Annotated in this window: 14 protein-coding genes; 2 read left to right on the plus strand and 12 right to left on the minus strand. The window is 56.9% G+C overall.

Going from position 1 to position 20,817, the window contains the following annotated elements; genetic code table 11:
• The first annotated feature begins 10 nt into the window (after window positions 1-10).
• Entirely contained in the window at window positions 11-2,575 is a 2,565-nt protein-coding gene (gene mutS / locus M8006_RS09655) for a DNA mismatch repair protein MutS (RefSeq protein WP_250081619.1), read from the plus strand.
• A 219-nt stretch (window positions 2,576-2,794) separates the two neighbouring features.
• The gene (gene fdxA / locus M8006_RS09660) at window positions 2,795-3,118 is read left to right on the plus strand and encodes a ferredoxin FdxA (protein ID WP_250081621.1); all 324 of its coding nucleotides are present in this window, start codon (window positions 2,795-2,797) and stop codon (window positions 3,116-3,118) included.
• Window positions 3,119-3,576: 458 nt separating this feature from the next.
• Here the strand turns inward: fdxA and eno are convergent, their stop codons facing one another.
• From eno to pilM, 12 genes are all read right to left on the minus strand, one after another.
• The gene (gene eno, locus M8006_RS09665; protein WP_250081624.1) at window positions 3,577-4,866 is read right to left on the minus strand and encodes a phosphopyruvate hydratase; all 1,290 of its coding nucleotides are present in this window, start codon (window positions 4,864-4,866) and stop codon (window positions 3,577-3,579) included.
• A gap of 54 nt (window positions 4,867-4,920) precedes the next feature.
• Window positions 4,921-5,787 (minus strand): 3-deoxy-8-phosphooctulonate synthase, encoded by an 867-nt coding sequence (kdsA, locus tag M8006_RS09670; protein ID WP_250081626.1) that lies wholly within the window; start codon window positions 5,785-5,787, stop codon window positions 4,921-4,923.
• Window positions 5,788-5,793: 6 nt separating this feature from the next.
• Window positions 5,794-7,449, minus strand: coding sequence for a CTP synthase (gene pyrG, locus M8006_RS09675; protein WP_250081628.1), 1,656 nt, complete (start codon window positions 7,447-7,449; stop codon window positions 5,794-5,796).
• A gap of 288 nt (window positions 7,450-7,737) precedes the next feature.
• Complete coding sequence (locus tag M8006_RS09680; protein WP_250081629.1) at window positions 7,738-9,156, minus strand: FAD-dependent oxidoreductase; 1,419 nt, start codon at window positions 9,154-9,156, stop codon at window positions 7,738-7,740.
• Between the two features lie 48 nt (window positions 9,157-9,204).
• Window positions 9,205-13,647 (minus strand): glutamate synthase large subunit, encoded by a 4,443-nt coding sequence (gltB, locus tag M8006_RS09685; RefSeq protein ID WP_250081631.1) that lies wholly within the window; start codon window positions 13,645-13,647, stop codon window positions 9,205-9,207.
• Window positions 13,648-14,099: 452 nt separating this feature from the next.
• Window positions 14,100-15,206, minus strand: a complete 1,107-nt coding sequence (gene aroB / locus M8006_RS09690; protein ID WP_250081632.1) for a 3-dehydroquinate synthase — start codon at window positions 15,204-15,206, stop codon at window positions 14,100-14,102.
• A 9-nt stretch (window positions 15,207-15,215) separates the two neighbouring features.
• The gene (gene aroK, locus M8006_RS09695) at window positions 15,216-15,788 is read right to left on the minus strand and encodes a shikimate kinase AroK (protein WP_250081634.1); all 573 of its coding nucleotides are present in this window, start codon (window positions 15,786-15,788) and stop codon (window positions 15,216-15,218) included.
• Window positions 15,788-17,878 carry a type IV pilus secretin PilQ gene (locus tag M8006_RS09700; protein ID WP_250081637.1) on the minus strand — a complete coding sequence of 697 codons (2,091 nt, stop codon included), beginning with the start codon at window positions 17,876-17,878 and terminating at the stop codon, window positions 15,788-15,790. Before M8006_RS09700 ends, aroK begins: the two co-directional genes overlap by 1 nt.
• Before the next feature lie 36 nt (window positions 17,879-17,914).
• Window positions 17,915-18,472, minus strand: a complete 558-nt coding sequence (locus M8006_RS09705) for a pilus assembly protein PilP (RefSeq protein ID WP_250081639.1) — start codon at window positions 18,470-18,472, stop codon at window positions 17,915-17,917.
• Window positions 18,469-19,116, minus strand: a complete 648-nt coding sequence (locus tag M8006_RS09710) for a type IV pilus inner membrane component PilO (protein ID WP_250081641.1) — start codon at window positions 19,114-19,116, stop codon at window positions 18,469-18,471. The genes M8006_RS09705 and M8006_RS09710 overlap by 4 nt, the downstream gene beginning before the upstream one ends.
• A complete protein-coding gene (locus M8006_RS09715; protein ID WP_250081643.1) occupies window positions 19,106-19,714 on the minus strand; it encodes a PilN domain-containing protein in 609 nt (202 codons plus the stop codon). The genes M8006_RS09710 and M8006_RS09715 overlap by 11 nt, the downstream gene beginning before the upstream one ends.
• On the minus strand, window positions 19,711-20,772 hold the full coding sequence (gene pilM, locus M8006_RS09720; RefSeq protein ID WP_250081644.1) for a type IV pilus assembly protein PilM: 1,062 nt from the start codon (window positions 20,770-20,772) through the stop codon (window positions 19,711-19,713). Before pilM ends, M8006_RS09715 begins: the two co-directional genes overlap by 4 nt.
• Window positions 20,773-20,817: the final 45 nt, after the last annotated feature.

Genomic DNA, 20,817 nt, shown 5'->3' on the forward strand with positions numbered 1-20,817 from the left:
CAGGACACTCATGGCCAGCAGCACACCGGCGCATACGCCGATGATCGCACAGTATTTAAAGATAAAGCGCGAGCACCCCGAGGTATTGCTGTTTTACCGCATGGGGGATTTTTATGAGCTATTTTTTGACGACGCCAAACGGGCCGCCGCGCTGTTAGATATCACCCTCACTCAACGCGGCCAATCGGGCGGCAAGACCATACCGATGGCGGGGGTGCCCTACCACAGCGCCGAAGGCTATCTTGCACGGTTGGTCAGCGGCGGTGAGTCCGTGGCTATCTGTGAGCAAATTGGCGACCCAGCCATCAGCAAAGGCCCGGTGGATCGTCAGGTGGTGCGCATCGTCACGCCCGGCACGCTGCACGATGAGGCGCTGCTCGATGCGCGCCGCGATAATGTGCTCGCATCAATCGCCCAGGGCGACGAGCGCTGGGGGCTAGCCTGGCTCGAACTCTCCAGCGGGCGCTTTAGCGTGCTGGAAGTTGAAAACGAAGAAGAGATGCTCGCCGAGCTGACTCGCCTCTCCCCAGCGGAGCTGCTAGTACCGGAGCATCTGACGCTACCCGAGTCGCTTTCCCAAGCGCGCAGCCTGCGTCGTCAAGGCGAGTGGCTTTATGACCTGGAAAGCGCGACGCGCAGCCTGTGCGATCAATTTGAAGTGCAGGACTTGCGCGGTTTCGGCTGTGCCCATTTAAGTACCGCACTGGTGGCGGCAGGCGTATTGATTGACTATGCGCGCGATACTCAGCGCTCGCGTCTGCCGCACGTCACTGCCATTGGCGTTGAGAACCGCGACGACACGGTGGTGATTGATGCGGCCAGCCGACGCAACTTAGAGATCGACACCAATTTAGGCGGCGGGCAAGACAATACCCTGGCAAGCGTGCTGGATACCTGTACCACCGCCATGGGCTCGCGATTATTAAAGCGCTGGCTCAACCGGCCGCTGCGCCAGCGCGAGGTGGTGCAAAAGCGCCAAGCGGGTGTGGCGCTTTTAACTCTCGACGCCGCTCACATGGGCTTTCGTGAGACTTTAAGCGCCGTTGGCGATGTGGAACGGATTCTCGCCCGGGTGGCGCTTTATAGCGCCCGCCCACGAGATTTGGCGCGCCTGCGCGATGCGCTCGCCACCCTGCCCGAGCTCGAACACGCGCTGAGCAATATCGACACTGGGAGCGCACTGGATAGTTTGCGTGCGCATATTCGCCCTTACCCCGAGGTCGCCGACACCTTGCAGCGGGCGCTAATGGAAAACCCGCCAGTCGTGATTCGCGACGGCGGCGTGATTGCCCACGGCTTTGACGCCGAGCTCGACGAGCAGCGCGGCATGGCCGAAAACGCCGGGGACTATCTGGTTCAGCTCGAAACCCGCGAGCGTGAGCGCACCGGGCTTGCCAACTTAAAAGTCGGCTACAACCGCGTTCACGGCTACTTTATTGAGCTTCCCCGCGCCCAGGCCCAACAGGCCCCGGTTGATTATATTCGCCGCCAAACGCTGAAAAATGCCGAACGTTTTATCATCCCTGAGCTTAAAGAGTTCGAAGACAAAGCACTTTCGGCCAAATCTCGCGCGCTAACACGGGAAAAATGGCTTTACGACCGCCTGCTGGAAGACCTTAACGCCACGCTGCATGAACTTCAGGGCACGTCCCGCGCGCTGTCGGAGCTTGACGTGCTGTGCGCCTTTGCCGAGCGCGCCGAGGCGCTTAACTGGGTGCGTCCTACGCTGTGTGAAAACACCGGGTTTAAGATCGACGCAGGGCGCCATCCGGTGGTCGAGCAGGTCAGCGAGACGCCGTTTGTGCCCAACGATGTCACGCTCACCCCAGAGCAGCACATGCTGATCATTACCGGCCCCAACATGGGCGGTAAATCCACCTACATGCGCCAGACAGCGCTGATTGCGCTACTCGCCCACAGCGGCTGTTTTGTACCCGCTGACGCCGCGGAGATCGGCCCGGTGGATCGTATTTTTACCCGCATTGGCTCCTCCGATGACCTCGCTGGCGGGCGCTCGACCTTTATGGTCGAGATGACCGAAACCGCCAACATCCTGCACAATGCCACCGAGCATAGCTTAGTGCTGATGGATGAAATCGGTCGCGGTACTAGCACCTTCGACGGCCTATCACTGGCCTGGGCGAGCGCCGAGCATTTGGCTAACACACAGGCACTGACGTTATTTGCCACCCACTATTTCGAGATGACGGCGCTGCCCGAGCATGCCGAGGGCGTGGCCAATATTCATTTAACCGCGACCGAGCACGGTGAGCGCATCGTCTTTATGCACCGCATCGAAGCCGGCCCGGCAAGCCAAAGCTATGGTTTACAGGTCGCCCAGCTCGCCGGCGTACCGTCACAGGTGATACAGCGCGCCCGGGAAAAACTCGTCACCTTGGAGCAGCGCGATAGTGAAGGTCCTGGGGCGGTAAAACGCGTTGATGTGCCCCAGCAAAACGATTTGTTTGCTCAGGCGCCCCATCCGGTCGTGGAGGCGCTGGAAGCACTTAACGTCGACGAGCTTTCGCCGCGGCAAGCCTTGGAGCTTTTGTATCAATGGCGCGCTCACGTGTAGGGCTGCCCCCGATACGTGCCTTAACAGGCGCCGTTCGCGCTGAGCTTGTCAAAGCGCGAACGGCGCTTGCCGCTAGACGGCGGCGCCTCTAGAATGTCGCACACTATTTATCTTATAAAGAAAAGATAATTTATAACTAACCGTGATTAAAACCATTTACGCTGAAACTTACGCTTTAACCACGCCGGGCTCACCCGGCGCTGCAAGAGGGATACCGAGATGACCTTTGTTGTGACCGAGAACTGCATCCAATGCAAATACACCGACTGCGTGGAAGTTTGCCCGGTCGACTGCTTCTACGAAGGCCCTAACTTCCTAGTGATCCACCCGGATGAGTGCATCGATTGCGCGCTGTGCGAGCCGGAATGCCCTGCCGAGGCGATATTCTCCGAGGACGAACTGCCCGATGGGCAAGAGCCTTTTATTGAGATCAACGCCGAACTGGCGGAAGTCTGGCCCAATATCACCGAAAAGAAAGACCCGCTGTCGGAAGCCGAGGAGTGGGATGGCAAAACAGGCAAGCTAGAAAAGCTCGAGCGTTAAGGCGAGCCGCCTTTTACTCTGAGCCTGGTCGCCCTCCGACAGGCTCAGGATGAATTTGTTAACGCGCACAAAAAAAGCGGCCCGTAGGCCGCCCGCTCCAAGCACTTCCTCTGACACTCCCTGCGTCAAATCTCCTAAGGTGCTGTCCCTGCCAAGGCCAACATCAATGCATCACCCGGCGCACCCAAACATCCCGCTGCATCCTGCTTGAAGGCGTCCTTGCCTCCTCTTGTCCTGAATCTATTGTGGCAGATCTAGGTAACGCCTCAAGGTGGTCAAAAACGCCAAAAGCGAACCCTCCGGTTCGCTTTTGGCGGATACCTCTCATTAAAAACAGTCGGTTATGGACGGTACGACGTCTTTTCATACAAGTTAAAACGTCAATATCGTCGGGTTTTGTAAGAGATCTCTTACAAAATATGAAGCGATCTCTTACACACTGTTTCTTTACGCCAGCTTTATTGACCCTTGATCGCCTTCAATCCCGGGTAGGTAACATCGCCCAGCTCCGCTTCAATCGCCAACAAGCGGTTATATTTCGCCACGCGATCCGAGCGACATAGCGAGCCAGTTTTGATTTGACCGGCGCAGGTGCCAACGGCCAGATCGGCAATGGTCGTGTCTTCCGTTTCGCCCGAGCGGTGCGAAATCACCGCGGTAAAGCCAGCATCCTGCGCCATCTTGATCGCGTCCAAGGTCTCGGAGAGCGAGCCGATCTGGTTGAACTTGATCAAGATTGAGTTACCGATCTGCTCATCAATGCCGCGCTTCAAAATTTTCGTGTTGGTGACGAACAAATCGTCACCGACCAACTGCACTTTGTCGCCTAGCTTATCGGTCAGCGCTTTCCAGCCATCCCAATCAGACTCATCCATACCGTCTTCGATAGAGACAATTGGGTAGTCCGCACACAGGCCAGCGAGATAATCGGCAAAACCTTCGGCATCGTACTGCTTGCCTTCGCCCGCAAGCTCATACCGGCCATTTTTATAGAACTCAGAGGACGCGCAATCCAGCGCCAACGTAACATCGCCGCCCAGGCTATAGCCGGCATCGGCCACGGCCTGCTTGAGCACCGCCAGCGCATCGGCGTTGGACGCCAGGTTCGGGGCAAAACCGCCTTCATCACCCACCGAGGTCGAAAGACCTTTGGCAGCAAGCACTTTTTTCAGCGCATGAAAAATCTCCGCGCCCATACGCAGGCCTTCCCGGAAGTTAGGCGCGCCAACCGGCTGCACCATAAATTCCTGAATATCGACGTTGTTATCCGCGTGCTCACCGCCGTTGAGAATGTTCATCATCGGCACCGGCATGCTGTAGTGACCCGGCTGACCGTAGAGTTCGGCAATGTGGGCATAAAGCGGCACGCCTTTGGCATTGGCAGCGGCTTTAGCCGCAGCCAGCGACACGGCAAGAATCGCATTCGCCCCCAGGTTCGCTTTGTTGTCGGTACCGTCGAGTGTAAGCATGGCATCGTCCAAGCCACGTTGGTCGCGCGCATCCATACCTAGCAAGGCATCGCGAATTTTGCCATTCACGGCGTCAACAGCGTTAAGTACCCCTTTGCCTAAATAGCGCGACTGATCCCCATCGCGTAGCTCCAACGCTTCTCTTGATCCAGTGGAGGCACCACTGGGCGCACAAGCGTCGCCGGTAGCGCCGCTTTCCAGGCGAACAGTCGCCGAAACGGTCGGATTACCGCGGGAGTCGAGTACTTCTAACGCACGAATTTCAACAATTTTCGTCATAGCTGCGTCCTTTTTTGTTAGCGAAAAGGGGGCGAGTGAATAACCGTCGCTCGTTTAGCGAATGGCAAGCGGGTCAAAACCTTTAACCAGCGCATCCAGCTGCGCCACCTGGGTCAAAAACGGTGCCAACTGATCAAGCGGCAGCGCACACGGGCCGTCGCATTTGGCGTTATCCGGGTCGGGGTGCGCTTCTAAAAACAGCCCCGCAAGCCCCACGGCAACACCCGCGCGGGCCAGCTCCGCCACCTGGGCACGGCGACCATCAGCGCTATCAGCGCGCCCACCGGGGCGCTGCAGCGCATGAGTCACATCAAAAAACACCGGAAATCCCGTTTGTTTCATGTCACCAAAACCGAGCATGTCCACAATCAAGTTGTTGTAACCAAAGCTAGAGCCGCGCTCGCACAGCATCAAGCGATCATTGCCCGCCTCCTGGAACTTCTTGAGGATATGGCGCATTTCGTGGGGCGCTAAAAACTGTGGCTTTTTGATATTAATCGCCGCGCCCGTTTTGGCCATCGCGACCACCAAATCGGTTTGGCGCGCCAAAAATGCCGGCAGCTGGATAATGTCCGCCACTTCTGCCGCCGCCGCCGCCTGCCGTGGTTCGTGGACATCGGTGATGATCGGCACGCCAAAGCGCGATTTCACCTCGTCCAGCATCTCAAGTCCCTTCTCGAGACCAGGGCCACGAAACGAGTGAATCGAGCTACGGTTGGCTTTATCAAAACTGGCCTTGAAGACATACGGCATCGAAAGCTTTTGCGTGACGTCAACGTAGGCCTGGGCGACTTCTATGGCAAGATCGCGGGATTCCAGCACGTTCATGCCGCCTAGCAGCATTAGGGGCAAAGAATTGCCGGCCTGTAGGCCGGCAAATGCGATATGACGTTCGGAGATGGACTCGCTATTTACCGACATCAAATCTCACTCCTGATGAGAAGACTGGGCACGGGTGCGCGCTGTTTTATGCTCAAAGGCAGCATTCACAAAGCCGGAAAAGAGCGGGTGACCATCGCGCGGCGTTGAGGTGAACTCGGGGTGAAACTGGCACGCCACGTACCAGGGGTGATCGGAAAGCTCGACCACTTCTACCAGCGATTGATCGACGCTTTTACCCGAGACGACCAAGCCAGCTTTTTCAAGGTCCTTGACAAATTGGTTGTTGACCTCAAAGCGGTGGCGGTGACGCTCGACAATCTCATCGACGTTGTACGCATCACGGGCCTTGGTACCTTCACGCAAATGGCAGACTTGGCCACCCAAGCGCATGGTACCGCCTAAATCAGAGGCCGCATCGCGCAGCTCGATCTTACCTTCGGGGTTGATCCATTCAGTGATCAAGCCTACCACCGGGTGCTGGGTGTCGTGAGTGAACTCGGTGGAGTTGGCATCCGCCCAGCCGACCACATTGCGCGCGTATTCGATCACCGCCACCTGCATCCCGAGACAAATCCCCAAATAGGGAATCTTATGCTCCCGAGCAAACTGCGCGGCCATGATTTTACCTTCGACTCCACGCTCACCAAAACCGCCCGGCACCAGAATGGCGTCTTTCCCCGCCAAGCGCTCCGCGCCATGGTGCTCGATATCCTCGGAGTCGATATAGTCAATATTGACCTTGATACGACCTTGAATACCGGCGTGAATCAGCGCCTCGTTGAGCGACTTGTAGGCGTCGAGAAGCTCCATGTACTTGCCGACCATGGCGATGCTGACTGACTTCAGCGGGTTGAGCTTGGCATCGAGCACCTTGATCCACTCGGATAGATCCGCCTCGCCCGCTTCCAAACGCAGCTTATCGCAGACGATCTCATCAAGGCCGTGCTCGTGAAGCATCAACGGAATGCGATAGATCGTATCGGCATCCTGCAGTGGCACCACTGCACGCTCTTCGACGTTGGTGAAAAGCGCGATTTTGCGCCGCTCGCTCTCTTCCAGCTCCACTTCGCTACGACAGATCAGAATGTCCGGCTGGATACCGATCGAGCGCAGCTCTTTGACGCTGTGCTGGGTCGGCTTGGTTTTGGTTTCACCCGCGGTCTTGATGTAAGGCACCAGTGTCAGGTGCATGAACAGCGCGCGGTTGGCACCCTGTTCGCTACGAATCTGACGGATCGACTCCAGAAACGGCAGCGATTCGATATCGCCCACCGTGCCGCCAATTTCTACCAGCGCGACGTCAAAGCCTTCACCGCCGGCATAAACACGCTGCTTGATTTCATCGGTAATGTGCGGAATCACCTGCACCGTGCCGCCCAGATAGTCGCCACGGCGCTCTTTGCGCAGTACGTGCTCGTAAACGCGGCCCGTGGTGAAGTTGTTACCCTGGGTCATTTTGGTGCGAATAAAGCGCTCGTAGTGCCCAAGGTCCAGGTCGGTTTCGGCGCCATCTTCAGTGACGAACACCTCGCCATGCTGGAAGGGACTCATGGTGCCCGGGTCCACATTGATGTAAGGGTCGAGCTTGAGCATGGTGACCTTAAGGCCGCGGGCCTCTAGAATCGCCGCCAGCGAGGCCGACGCGATGCCCTTGCCAAGGGAGGACACAACGCCGCCGGTCACGAAGATATATCGTGTCATGGAAAACCTGTCGAAACGTGATCAAAAGGCACGGCAGAAAGCCACACCAGAATGGGATGACAGAATAGCAGAGTACGCCTAAAGGCTCAATTACAGCAGGAAAGCCAGACGCTCCTACAAAACCAGTTACATGCGCCGAGTTTTGTAGTTTTGTAGGAGCGCAATTCATTGCGCGATCAGCAATGATCGAGCCACCGCAGGTTATCGCCCGACAAGTCGGGCTCCTACAAAGGCTAGGTGCATGCATCGGATATTGTAGGAGCCCAATTTATTGGGCGATGATGGGTATTACACGCCCAGATAATCCAGAATTCCTTCGGCGGCTTGGCGGCCTTCGTAGATCGCGGTGACGACCAAATCCGAGCCGCGCACCATATCGCCACCGGCAAAGATTTTTTCGTTGCTGGTTTGGAAGGCGAGCTCGCCATGCTCAGGTGCTTTCACGCGGTCGCGCTCATCGACCTGAATATTGGCCGTTTCAAACCACGGTGCGGGGCTGGCCTGAAAACCAAACGCCACCACGACGGCATCGGCAGAAATCACTTCCTCGGAGCCTGGCACCACTTCCGGACGCTGGCGGCCATTTTCGTCCGGCTCGCCTAAGCGCGTGCGCACGACCTTCACGCCCTCCACCTTCTCTTCACCGACCACAGCAACCGGCTGGCGGTTAAAGAGGAAATCGACCCCCTCTTCGCGAGCATTGGCGACTTCCTTGCGCGAGCCCGGCATGTTCCCTTCATCACGACGATAGGCGCAGGTGACGTTTGCAGCACCCTGGCGGATTGAGGTGCGGTTACAGTCCATCGCGGTATCGCCGCCGCCCAGCACCACTACGCGCTTGCCTTCCATCGAGATATAGTCAGCCGGGTCTTTCTCAAAGCCGAGGCAGCGGTTGACGTTGGCGATCAGAAAATCCAACGCCTTATACACGCCCGGCAAGTCCTCGCCGGGGAAGCCGCCTTCCATGTACTTGTAGGTGCCCATACCGAGGAACACGGCATCGTAATCCTGCAAAATGGTGTCGAATTCGATATCGGTGCCAATCTCAGTATTCAGACGGAACTCAACGCCCATCTCCTCGAAGACCGCCCGGCGGCGCTCCATCACGCTTTTTTCGAGCTTGAATTCGGGGATACCAAAGGTCAAAAGGCCGCCGATTTCCGGGTACTTATCAAACACCACCGCCTTCACGCCGCTGCGGGCGAGAATATCGGCGCAACCAAGCCCCGCGGGGCCCGCGCCGACAATCGCGACTTTCTTATCGGTCCACTCAACTTTGGACATGTCCGGGCGCCAGCCCATGGCAAAGGCGGTGTCGGTGATGTACTTCTCCACCGAGCCGATGGTCACGGCGCCAAACCCATCATTCAGGGTGCAATCACCCTCGCACAGGCGATCCTGTGGACACACACGCCCGCATACTTCGGGCAGTGAGTTGGTCTTGTGAGACATCTCTGCGGCTTCGATGATGTTGCCTTCCACCACCAGCTGTAGCCAATTGGGGATATAGTTGTGAACCGGGCACTTCCACTCGCAGTAGGGGTTGCCGCAGTGCAGGCAGCGGTGCGCTTGGCTCGCCGCTTCTGTCGGCTTATACGGCTCATAAATTTCGGCAAACTCTTTCGCCCGCGAGCGGGCGTCTTTCTTTTTCGGGTCTTGGCGACCCACATCAATAAACTGAAAATCGTTATGTAAACGGTTAGCCATGATCTCACTCCTCTTGGCGACGGGCATCAGCTAATAGACAGAAACGGCTTATTCCGGATGGCGCCGGGATTGGTCCAGCAGGCTGCCTAGACTCGCCGCCTTTGGCTTGACCAGCCAGAAGTGACGCACGTAATCGCTAAAGTCTTCGAGCATATCGGCGCCGCGGCTTGAGCCCGTCGCAGCCACGTACTCTTCGATCACCTCACGCAGATGGCGGCGATACGCTTCCATCGTCTCGGTGTTAATCCGATGAATTTCCACCAGCTCGTGGTTGTACTGATCCACGAAGGTACGATCTTCATCCAGCACGTAGGCAAACCCGCCGGTCATGCCCGCACCAAAGTTGACGCCGGTTTCTCCCAATACGCAGACCAAGCCGCCGGTCATGTATTCGCAGCAGTGATCGCCCGCGCCTTCGATGACCGCATGAGCACCTGAGTTACGCACGCCGAAACGCTCGCCAGCAATGCCCGCAGCAAACAGCTTGCCACCGGTGGCGCCATACAGGCAGGTGTTGCCGATAATCGCCGTTTTGTGGCTTTCAAACTGACTCTCGCGTGGCGGCACAATGACGATTTTCCCGCCGTTCATGCCCTTGCCGACGTAGTCGTTGGCGTCGCCTTCCAGGTACAGGTGCAAACCACGCGCGTTCCACACACCAAAGCTTTGGCCGGCCACACCGGTAAAGCGCGCGATAATCGGCGTTTCTTCAAGCCCCGCCTCACCGTAACGCTTGGCAATCGCCCCGGACGTCAGGGCACCGACGCTGCGGTCACAGTTGGTGATGTTGAACGTAAATTCGCCGCCAGATTTTGATTCAACCGCGTCGCGCACGGCTTCCAGCACTTCCTGGTTTTTAGCGCCCGGGTCATGGGGTGCGTTGCGGCTTACCTGACAGAACTGCGGGGCATCGGCAGGCACAAAGTCGTTAGCCAACAGCGGGGTCAAATCCAGCTTGCGCTGTGACGCCGTGTTGCCTTCGAGCACCTCAAGCAAGTCGGTGCGGCCGATGAGGTCGGTCAACTGACGAACACCCAGCATCGACATCAGCTCGCGCACTTCTTCGGCGATAAAGCGGAAGTAGTGCTTCACCATATCCACCGTGCCACGGAAGTGCTCGCCGCGCAGAAAATCATCCTGGGTCGCCACGCCGGTGGCGCAGTTGTTCAAATGGCAAATACGCAGGTACTTGCAACCCAGTGCCACCATCGGCGCAGTACCGAAGCCGAAGCTCTCCGCCCCCAGAATTGCTGCTTTCACCACATCCAGCCCGGTTTTCAGACCGCCGTCGGTTTGCAGGCGAATTTTGTCGCGCAAGCCGTTGATACGTAGCGCCTGGTGCACTTCCGGCAGGCCAAGCTCCCACGGCGAGCCCGCGTGCTTAATGGAGGTCAGCGGGCTTGCCGCCGTGCCGCCGTCATAGCCGGAAACGGTGATCAAATCCGCGTAGGCCTTGGCCACGCCGGTGGCGATGGTGCCGATACCGGGTTCAGAGACCAGCTTCACCGACACCTGCGCATCTGGGTTGACCTGCTTAAGATCGAAAATCAGCTGCGCCAGATCTTCAATCGAATAAATATCGTGGTGCGGCGGCGGTGAAATCAGCGTCACGCCGGGCACCGAGTAGCGCAGCCGCGCAATGAGCTGATTGACCTTGCCGCCTGGCAGCTGACCGCCCTCACCGGGCTTCGCGCCTTGCGCGACTTTGATCTGCAACACGTCGGCGTTAACCAGATAGTGTGGCGTTACACCAAAGCGGCCCGAGGCGATCTGCTTTATTTTGGAACTGCGAATGGTGCCGTAACGGGCCGGGTCTTCACCGCCTTCACCCGAGTTAGAGCGACCGCCTGCCTCGTTCATTGCCTGCGCCAGCGATTCGTGGGCTTCCGGTGAGAGCGCGCCAAGCGACATACCGGCGCTGTCAAAACGCGGGATCAGTTCATCGACCGACTCCACCTCGTCAAGCGGCACCGACGTTTCAGCCGACTTGAGCATCAAGAGGTCGCGAATGGTCGCCACCGGGCGCTCATTGACCAGCTGCGCGAACTTCTTCCATTTAGCGTAGCTGCCCTCCTGCACGGCCTGCTGCAGCGTCATTACCACATCTGGGTTGTAGGCGTGGTATTCATGCCCATGGACGTACTTAAATACCCCGCCTTGCGAGATGCCTTTGCGGGCAATCCAGGCGTCACGACCAAGTGCTTCCTGCTGCAATTGAAGCTCAGCAAAGCCAGTACCTTGAATGCGCGAGGCCATGCCCGGGAAGCACATCTGCATAATGTCATCATCGAGGCCAACGGCTTCAAACAGCATCGAACCGCGATAAGACGCCAGCGTCGAGATGCCCATCTTGGACAAAATCTTAAACAGGCCCTTTTGCAGACCTTTGCGATAGTTTTCACGGGAATCGGCTGGGTTGCCGGTTAGCTCGCCCACACGGTGCATATCGGCCATGACCTGATAAGCCAACCACGGGTAGACCGCCGTGGCGCCCACGCCAAACAACACCGCCATTTGGTGGGCGTCACGCGCGTAGCCGGTTTCCACGACAATGTTCGCGTTGGGGCGCAGCGCCAAACGGGCAAGGTGCGTGTGCACCGCCCCGACCGCCAACGTGGCTTGAATCGGGATTCGCCCCTTAGGCAGGTCGGCATCCGAGAGTACCAAAATCACCTTACCCGCTCTCACCTCCTTTTCGGCGGTCTGGCAGAGCAAGGTTAGCGCCTGCTTGAGCGACTGCACTTCAGGGTCGTAACCGAGCGAGAACGTATGGCTAGCGAAGGCTGGCTCGTCTTGATTAATCAATGCGGTGAACTTGCGTGGCGACAGCACCGGCGTGGTCAAAATCAAACGGTGGGCGTGTTCGGGCGTCGCTTTAAACACGTTAAGCTCGGCGCCGCAGCAGGTTTCCAGCGACATCACGATCGCTTCACGCAGCGGGTCAATCGCCGGGTTGGTGACCTGAGCAAACTTCTGGCGGAAGTAGTCACTCAAAAGGCGCGAGCGGCTAGAAAGCACCGCCATGGGGGTATCGTCACCCATGGAACCGACCGCTTCTTGACCACTTTCCGATAGCGGACGCAGCACCTGGTCGCGCTCTTCAAAGCTAACCTGGAACATCTTTTGTTGCGTGTTGAGCGCGTCGGCATCCATGGTTTGGAAACGGGCAAGCTCGGTGAGCGCCGACTCTAAATAGTTGGCTTCTTGCTTCAACCAGCGCTTATAAGGATAAGCCGATTTTAGGCGATTATCGATTTCTTCGGTATGCAGCACTTCGCCGGTGTGGGTATCCACAGCAAGCATTTGCCCCGGGCCAACACGGCCTTTGGCCACCACGTCAGCAGGCTTGTAGTCGTAGGTGCCGATCTCTGAGGCGAGCGTAATATAGCCATTTTTGGTGATCACCCAACGCGCCGGGCGCAAGCCGTTACGGTCGAGCATACACATCGCCTGGCGGCCGTCCGTCATGACGACACCGGCCGGACCGTCCCAAGGCTCCATGTGCATCGAGTTATATTCGTAGAACGCGCGAAGCTCAGCGTCCATGGTTTCGACATTCTGCCATGCTGGCGGCACCATCATGCGCACGGCGCGGTGCAACTCCATACCACCGGTGAGCAGCACTTCCAACATGTTATCCATGCTCGACGAGTCGGAACCGGTGGTATTGACGATTTCGTCAAGCTCGGCAATATCCGGCAAGCGGTCGTTAACAAAGTTTTGTTTGCGCGAGTTGGCCCAGCCGCGGTTAGCTTCAATGGTGTTGATTTCGCCGTTGTGAGCGAGCAAACGAAACGGCTGCGCCAACGGCCAGCGCGGCGCGGTATTGGTAGAAAAGCGCTGGTGAAAGACACAAATAGCCGTTTCCAGGCGTGGGTCATTCAAGTCAGGGTAAAACGCTGGCAAATCTTCCGGCATCACCAAGCCTTTATACGACACGACGTCAGAAGAGAGCGAGGCGATATAGAAGTCTTCAGCGTCGCGCAGCGCTTGCTCTGCCTTACGGCGCGCCATGAAGAGGTCGACGTCGAAATGCTCACCGCTACCCGGCGTAACGAACACCTGATAAATACGCGGCAGGCAGTCGAGCGCCATCGGGCCGCAGACAGACGCATCCACTGGGACCTCGCGCCAACCGACAACGCCGAGACCTCGATGCGTCAGTTCTCGCTCGAGCACGTCTTGGGCGAGCTTAGCGCGGGCGTTATCGTCGGGCAGAAACACCACGCCAACAGCAAAGTGTTCGCCTAGCGCAACGCCTAAAACGTCAGATGCCACATCGCGCATAAATTGCACGGGCATTTTGAGCAGCAGGCCGCAGCCATCGCCGGTTTTGCCATCGGCCGCGATACCGCCACGGTGAGTCATGCAGGTCAACGACTCAATGGCCGTTTTCAGCAAGTCATGGCTTGCCTGCCCTTCCATGTGGGCGATCAAGCCAAAGCCGCAGTTGTCGCGAAACTCGCCGGGCTGATGAAGACCTCTGTTCATGGGCGTGCCTCTAATAAGCGTATTTTATTTACAGCGAACCCATGGTAAATTTTGCGGTTTTCTATAAATTACCGCCCTCTTACCTGGCTTTTTATGGCCGCTTTTGGCGCTCGCTATGATGAGAAAATGGCCGCTCAGCATAGCCATCACCTACCTTTTAGCGCAATCGCCTCGCCCCTTCCATTGCCCTAAAAACCTTGAAAAATCGGTGCCTTGCGAATACCAAAATACAAAAAATCGATAAACTTCAACAACTTGTAAAGCAATAAAACGATAATTCAACGATTAACGAAGCCCCATAGACTTTAGTATAGATTAGCCTAAAATCCCATGCCGATAGCGCATAAGGCATGCCGATTATCTTGTTTAGAGCAGACTATCGAGCGTGATCAGCACAAAAAAACCGCACCGGCTCAGACAAGCGGGTGCGGTTGTTACGTCGGCAGCGTTTTTTAATGGCGGGGGTAGCGATCCAGTAAAGATGCCAAACGCTCTGTTGGCGTGGTGTCGCTCACACACGCATCACCTAGCGCGTTAAGCAGTACCAGACGCAAGCGGCTATCGGTATTTTTCTTGTCACGGCGCATATGCGTCAAAAAGTGCGCCGAGCTCATCCCAGCGGGTGCCGCCAGTGGTAGCCCAGCGCTTTTGATCACCGCCAGGGTTCGAGCAAGCGCTGCCTCATCGATAAAGCCAAGCGCCTCCGAAAGCGTCGCGGCCATCGCCATTCCCGCCCCCACGGCTTCGCCGTGCAGCCAATTACCATAGCCCTGGTGCGCTTCAATGGCATGGCCAAAGGTATGGCCCAAATTTAAAAGCGCCCGCACGCCCTGCTCGGTCTCATCCTCAGCCACGATATCGGCTTTAATCTGACAGCTACGCGCAATCGCCTCGGCCAGTACCTTAGGGCCACGCTCACGAAGCGGCGCCATGTTCGTTTCAAGCCAGCGTAAAAACGCCTCGTCGCGGATAAAGCCGTATTTAATCACTTCGGCAAGCCCCGCCGAGAGTTCACGGTCGGGCAGCGTGTTAAGCGTGTCGATATCCACTAGCACGGCTTTTGGCTGCCAAAATGCGCCAATCATATTTTTGCCCAGCGGGTGATTCACGCCGGTTTTGCCGCCAACGGAGGAATCCACCTGGGAGAGTAGCGTGGTGGGCACCTGAATAAACGCCACACCGCGCTGATAGCTCGCCGCGGCAAACCCCACCATATCGCCGATCACGCCGCCACCGAGGGCAATTAGCGTGCAACGGCGGTTAAAGCCAGCCTCTAGCAGCGCATCCCAAATACGCCCGACCTGCTCAATGGATTTATACGGCTCGCCATCGGGCAGTACCAGCGTGCGCACGTCGGCATGAGCCGGCAAGCTGGCACAGAGCTTTTCCAGGTACAACGGTTCAATCGTTTCGTTGGTGACCACCATCACCTGCTGACCGGCTAGGTACGGCACGATGGTTTCCGAACGACCTAGCAAGCCCGTGCCAATGTGAATTGGATAGCTGCGCTCACCGAGCGCGACATTAAGCGTGCGTAGCACGCCGTCTGGATGTGTCATGTGAATACCTTATTTTTGCGCCGCCCCTGTTTTGTGTGCCGCACCGGCCGTTTGCAGCGGGTCTACCAAGCGATGCACACGGCGTAAAATTTCATTGACCACGGCGCGCGGACTGCGGCGATCCGTGCGCACGGTAATATCGGCGGTAGCGCGATAGAGCGGGTCACGCTTGGCGAACATGTCATAGAGCACTTGTTCGCGATTGGCGCACTGTAAAAGCGGACGGTTACGATCTTTGGCGGTGCGCCTAAGCTGCTGCTCGACCGTGGTCATTAAGTAGATCACCGTGCCGCGCTCGCGCAATGCGCGGCGATTTTCTTCGCGCAGCACCGCGCCGCCACCGGTGGCGACCACCACGTTGTCGCGCTTCGTCAGCTCATCGATCATCTGCATTTCGCGCTGACGAAAGCCGACCTCTCCTTCAACGTCAAAAATCCAGGGGATATCCGCCCCGCAACGATCTTGGATGGCATGGTCACTATCAACAAACCCACGCGATAGCTCGGCCGCTAATAGGCGGCCAATGGTGCTTTTGCCTGCCCCCATAGGGCCGATCAGAAAAAGATTGGGTAAATCTTGCATTAGCGAACCGCCAGGCCGTCATCAAGGAGTCGTGGCGTAATGAAAACCAGTAACTCTACTTTTTCATTACTCTCTTCATTGTACCGAAACAGTCTACCAATTAACGGCAAATCACCCAGCAGTGGCGTCTTAGATATTTGGCGTAGCTCTTCAGTGGTTAAAATACCGCCGAGTACCACGGTTTGACCGTTATCCACCAGCACTTGGGTTTCAATGGTGTTGGTATCGATAGGCGGCTCACCACCAAACTCGGAGTCTCGGAAGCTATCATTGCGGATCACCAGCTCCATGATAATACGGTCATCCGGGGTGATTTGCGGGGTTACCTCTAATTCCAGCAGTGCTTCTTTAAACTCAGTTTCTGGATTACCTTCTGAACTCACGCTTTGAAAGGCGCGTTCCTCACCCTGACTAATGATCGCGGTACGCTGATTCGCGGTGATAATGCGTGGTTGCGAAATCGTCTGACTCTTGCCTTCGCTTTCTAAAGCGCGCAGTTCAAGGTCGAGCAGAATATCGCCGGAAAGATAGCCAAAACCAAAGGTGGTTTGCGCCCCAGATGAAGAACCTAAATCCACGGCAAGACCGCCTGTATTCGGCGAGCCCGACGAGGCGCCATTGAAGGTCAACTGATCGTTATTGCCAAAAACACCCGTCACGTTATCGGCCCCTGACACGCCCCAATTGATCCCAAGTTCGCGTGATGTGGTATCCCGAGCGATGACGATGCGCGCTTCGATTTGCACCTGACGCACAGCAACATCCAGCCGATCTAGCGTGCTCATTATCTGTTCTACCTGCTCGCGGGTATCTTGCACCAACAGCGTATTGGTGCGCTGATCAATGCTGACCCGGCCGCGATCAGTGAGCAGGCCAAAGCCATCTTCGCCGCGCAAAAGCTGCGCTAAGTCTTCGGCGCGGGCGTATTTCACTTCCACAAACTCGGTGATCAAGGGCGATAGCGTTTCGCGCTGCTGGCGCGCTTCGAGTTCTTGCTGTTCTAGCGCGGCAAGCTCGGACGCCGGCGCGACGACAATCACATTGCCTCGCTCGCGGCTGGACAGCCCCTGACTTTGTAAGATTAGCGCCAGCGCCTGATCCCATGGCACATCGTTTAAGTTCAGCGTCACACGCCCTGTCACGCCATCGCTGGCGACAATATTAAAACCGGAAAACTCCGCTAGCGTTGAGAGCACCGAGCGCACTTCGATATCTTGAAAATTAAGGCTTAAGCGCTCACCACTGAAGGTATCTTTCTCAGTGCCGCGATCCTCTTGCGGCGCTTGGCGTACCGGCTGTACTTCTACTGTGAGCGTTCGCCCACTCTGGGAGGAAACCATGGCGTAAGCGCCTTGGGTTTCGAGGGTTAACTCGGTGCCACGGGCACTAGCACGCGGCACCACCTGCGTAATGGGCGTGGCAAAATCCGTCACGTCATAGATTTGATTCAGCGAGTCGGGTATTGCTACGTCGCGTAAATTAATCACCACACGACCATCGCGCTCTTCAACGCGCGGGGAGATCGTGTCGCGATCAAAGCTCACCTCTAATTTACCCGCCCCCTCTTCACTGCGATGAAAATCGATAGTCTCAATTTGTGGCCCCTGAACGGTAGCAAGCGCACCAGGCTCAAGCGGAGCCTGGTGCGAATCGGGAGCACGCCCTGAGCTTGGGGTAAGCGCGATACGCAGCCTTTCTTCACTGGGCTGCGTGGTGTAGTCATAAACCTCGGCGAAATTAAACACCAGCCGCATGCGCTCGCTCGCCTCAACTGCGGTGATATATTCGACCCCGCCCCGCGCCACCTCTAGCCGACGCTTAGCCAAGCCACTGTTGGTGCCTGGGAGATCAATAGCCAAACGCGGCGGGTCGTCTAGGCGATAGCTTTTAACCTCGGGCACGCTGCCAAAAAACTGCAAGTCGATATTGACCTGCTCGCCATCGCTTTCATCAACGCGGATATCAGTGAGCACGGCCGCTGACGCCCAAACGGGCAGTAACGGCAACAGCGCCACGACCCATAACCCCAGACATCGACGGGTTATAAGCGGTGTTTTTTTCAACGCTTTTTGCAACATGGTTATGCCCATACCCTCTCCCTCTTGACTCTTTTGGCCGCGGCCATGTTATCCGTCAGCGTTATCGCCATCGGCCAGTGCTAGCGTAACATCGCGGACTTGCCAACCGTCGCGCTGGGTAAAGACGCGTTCATGAATCTTAATGTGCTGCTCGGTGATACGGCTAATGCGCCCGTAATTTGACCCGACATAATTACCCACGCTTACGCTTATGACTTCATTCTCCGGCGTGCGTATCAACGCTCGCTGGCGCTGGCCCATTTGCAGTGTCCCGACCAGTCTAAGCTCTTGCAGCGCATAGCGCTCTAACGGCTCCGGCGCACGCGTTTGATCGGGCGCCAACTCACTGTTGTCGCCAGGCTTCATGAAGGTACTATCGACCACCGCATCAGGCGCTAAAAATGGGCTGCGCGCGTCACTATGACGATACGGTAGCGGCTCATAATCAGGCATCTCAGGCATATCAATGCGTGGCTGACCGCCTGGCTCTTCGCGGATATCGCGGAGCGCTTGCGTTAATTGCTGCATATTGGCATCGGCACAGCCCGCCAGCATGAACACCACGCTTAACCCTAGGGCGCTATAGATCACTTGGCGCAACGTCATGCGTCATCCTCCGCCTCTTCCACCTGGGCTAAATCGCTATACGTACGCGCCAGCATCGAAAGGCGTAGCGTATTGCCCTGCCCTTCTACCGGCTCAAGGGTGAAATCATGCTGGGTCACGACCCGTGAGAGTGCCGCCATATCCGCCACAAACTGGGCAATTTGGTGATACTCCCCTTGCACCTGAATATCAAAAGGGTGTTCCACATAGTGCGTTTGGGTGACCGTTGAGCGAAGCCGAATATTTTCAATGATAAGCTGATTGCTCACTGCCGCATCGCTAATGCTATCGAGCAGCGACGGAATCTCAATGCTTGTCGGCAACATCTCGCGCAGGCGCGTCATTTGCGCATGAATCTCCTCTAGCCTCTCTTCCATCTTCGGCAGATGCGCGGCCTTAGCGGCTTTACTGCGATACTCTTCTAGCAGGCGGGGTTCTTTACGCGCTTCCGATACCAGCGCATCGCGGCGCTCGCCAATCACAAACCAGTACATCACCGCAACCGAGAGCAACAGCGCTAACAGCAGGCACAGCGCTTTAAGCAGCAGTGGCCAACTTCCCGCCTCTTTAACATCCAACGCTCGAACATCCACATCGCGCAAGCGCTGCCATTCGTCTATCCACCCGTCGCGATTAAGTTTCATTTCGCGCCTCCTGGATGCCGTCTTCCGAGGTGTTATCGGCGGTTTCATCGCCTTTGGGCGTAACGCGTTGCTGATTCACTTCGAAACGAAAAACCCGCCGAGCACTGTCACTATCGCTTTCGACGTCGGTAAATGTCGGCACCCCGAGCCCGGGCATCTGTTCAATGCGACGCAACTGTTCAGAAACTTGGCGGTCGCTACCCGCTTCCGCCGTCACGCTCAAGGTGTCACCACGACGAGATAGGCGCTGGTAAATCACGCCGCTGGCCACGCTTTGGGCAATCTCGTTGAAGACACGCACCGTTTTGACGCGTTCGTTTTGCAATGTTTGAAATAGCGCAAGCTGATCGCTGAGTTCGGTGGCATCCTCTTCATAACCACGCACCTCGCGAATATCCGCTTCGAGCTGGCGAGATTGCTCGGTGATGTAACGGTTACGCTCGCGCTGCGCCTCTAGCTCTGCCTGATACAGCCAAGTCACCAAGAAACCCAGTGCCGTCCCCAGTACCAGCATTGCTACCAACAAAAGATGGAAGCGGCGCGTTTGCCGCTGACGCTTCTCTTCGCGCCAAGGCAGTAGGTTAATCATCACGCTCATTGGCCAGCCCTCATCGCTAAGCCACAAGCCGTGAGCATGGCAGGCGCGTCGTTAGTCAGTCCCTCGATGTTTAAGCGTTTATTCACCTGCATACTTTGAAACGGATTGGCAATGGTCACCCGCATCCCGCTATCTTCCGCGATACGTTCGGCAAGGCCAGGAATAACGCTCGACCCCCCACCTAAGACAATTTCTTCCACTTCGTGGTGGCGACCCGCCGTGTAGTAGAGCTGGAGCGAGCGGCCCACCTGCTGAACGACGGTCTCCAGAAACGGATTAAGCACGTTGTCTTGATAATCTTCTGGCAGGCCGCCGCGTTTTTTGGCAAACCCGGCTTCCTCCATGGAAAGATCATAACGCTCGCGGATCGCATCGGTTAACTGCCGGCCGCCGAATACCGTATCGCGGCTATAGACGATATGCCCGCCGCGCATAACATGAAACGCATTCATGTTGGCGCCAAAATCAACCAGCCCGACACAGGTCGACGGGTCTAGCTCAACGCTCAGCTGGCGCCTCAACACCTCGAAGCTGCGCTCCATGGCAAAGGTTTCGACATCGACGAAGGCGGGTTCAAGGCCAGCGCGCTCAAGCGTTTCGGTTAGCTGGCTGACATCGTGTTGGCGGCACGCCACCAATAGCACCTGCTGCTGTTCTTCATCGTAGGGCGAGGGCCCTAAGCACTCGAAATCGAAAGCCACTTCATTGAACGGGAAAGGAATATGACGGTCTGATTCGGCGACAATGCGTTCCTCGATATCGTCTTCGCTCAAATTCGCGGGAAAGTTGAGCGTTTTGGTAATGGCGGCACTCGCAGGAACGGCCACGGCCGCTTTGCGCGTTGAAGGCTTGGCGTGTTCGACGGCACGACTTAACACACTTGCCACATCATCAATATCTTGGATGCGGCGCTCGATTACCGCACCTTCACGCAACGGGCGCACGGCATAGCTTTCGACGTGATAGTTATCCGCCGTTGGCTTGAGTTCCAAGAGCTTAACCGTCGCCGAGGTAATATCGACGCCAATCAAGCCGTTATGGGGTTTAAGCAAGCGCATTATGGTATTCGGCTCCGGCTATTATGACGCGTAATTCGAGGTTAC

Origin of the sequence: Halomonas llamarensis, from assembly GCF_023555005.1 — a bacterium.
Classification (GTDB): domain Bacteria; phylum Pseudomonadota; class Gammaproteobacteria; order Pseudomonadales; family Halomonadaceae; genus Vreelandella; species Vreelandella llamarensis.

What these genes read in the sequence shown, in the direction of transcription:
- mutS (WP_250081619.1), top strand. Translation starts at nt 11, where the DNA reads ATGGCCAGCAGCACACCGGCGCATACGCCGATGATCGCACAGTATTTA.
- fdxA (WP_250081621.1), top strand. Translation starts at nt 2,795, where the DNA reads ATGACCTTTGTTGTGACCGAGAACTGCATCCAATGCAAATACACCGAC.
- eno (WP_250081624.1), bottom strand. Translation starts at nt 4,866, where the DNA reads ATGACGAAAATTGTTGAAATTCGTGCGTTAGAAGTACTCGACTCCCGC.
- kdsA (WP_250081626.1), bottom strand. Translation starts at nt 5,787, where the DNA reads ATGTCGGTAAATAGCGAGTCCATCTCCGAACGTCATATCGCATTTGCC.
- pyrG (WP_250081628.1), bottom strand. Translation starts at nt 7,449, where the DNA reads ATGACACGATATATCTTCGTGACCGGCGGCGTTGTGTCCTCCCTTGGC.
- M8006_RS09680 (WP_250081629.1), bottom strand. Translation starts at nt 9,156, where the DNA reads ATGGCTAACCGTTTACATAACGATTTTCAGTTTATTGATGTGGGTCGC.
- gltB (WP_250081631.1), bottom strand. Translation starts at nt 13,647, where the DNA reads ATGAACAGAGGTCTTCATCAGCCCGGCGAGTTTCGCGACAACTGCGGC.
- aroB (WP_250081632.1), bottom strand. Translation starts at nt 15,206, where the DNA reads ATGACACATCCAGACGGCGTGCTACGCACGCTTAATGTCGCGCTCGGT.
- aroK (WP_250081634.1), bottom strand. Translation starts at nt 15,788, where the DNA reads ATGCAAGATTTACCCAATCTTTTTCTGATCGGCCCTATGGGGGCAGGC.
- M8006_RS09700 (WP_250081637.1), bottom strand. Translation starts at nt 17,878, where the DNA reads ATGGGCATAACCATGTTGCAAAAAGCGTTGAAAAAAACACCGCTTATA.
- M8006_RS09705 (WP_250081639.1), bottom strand. Translation starts at nt 18,472, where the DNA reads ATGACGTTGCGCCAAGTGATCTATAGCGCCCTAGGGTTAAGCGTGGTG.
- M8006_RS09710 (WP_250081641.1), bottom strand. Translation starts at nt 19,116, where the DNA reads ATGAAACTTAATCGCGACGGGTGGATAGACGAATGGCAGCGCTTGCGC.
- M8006_RS09715 (WP_250081643.1), bottom strand. Translation starts at nt 19,714, where the DNA reads ATGAGCGTGATGATTAACCTACTGCCTTGGCGCGAAGAGAAGCGTCAG.
- pilM (WP_250081644.1), bottom strand. Translation starts at nt 20,772, where the DNA reads ATGCGCTTGCTTAAACCCCATAACGGCTTGATTGGCGTCGATATTACC.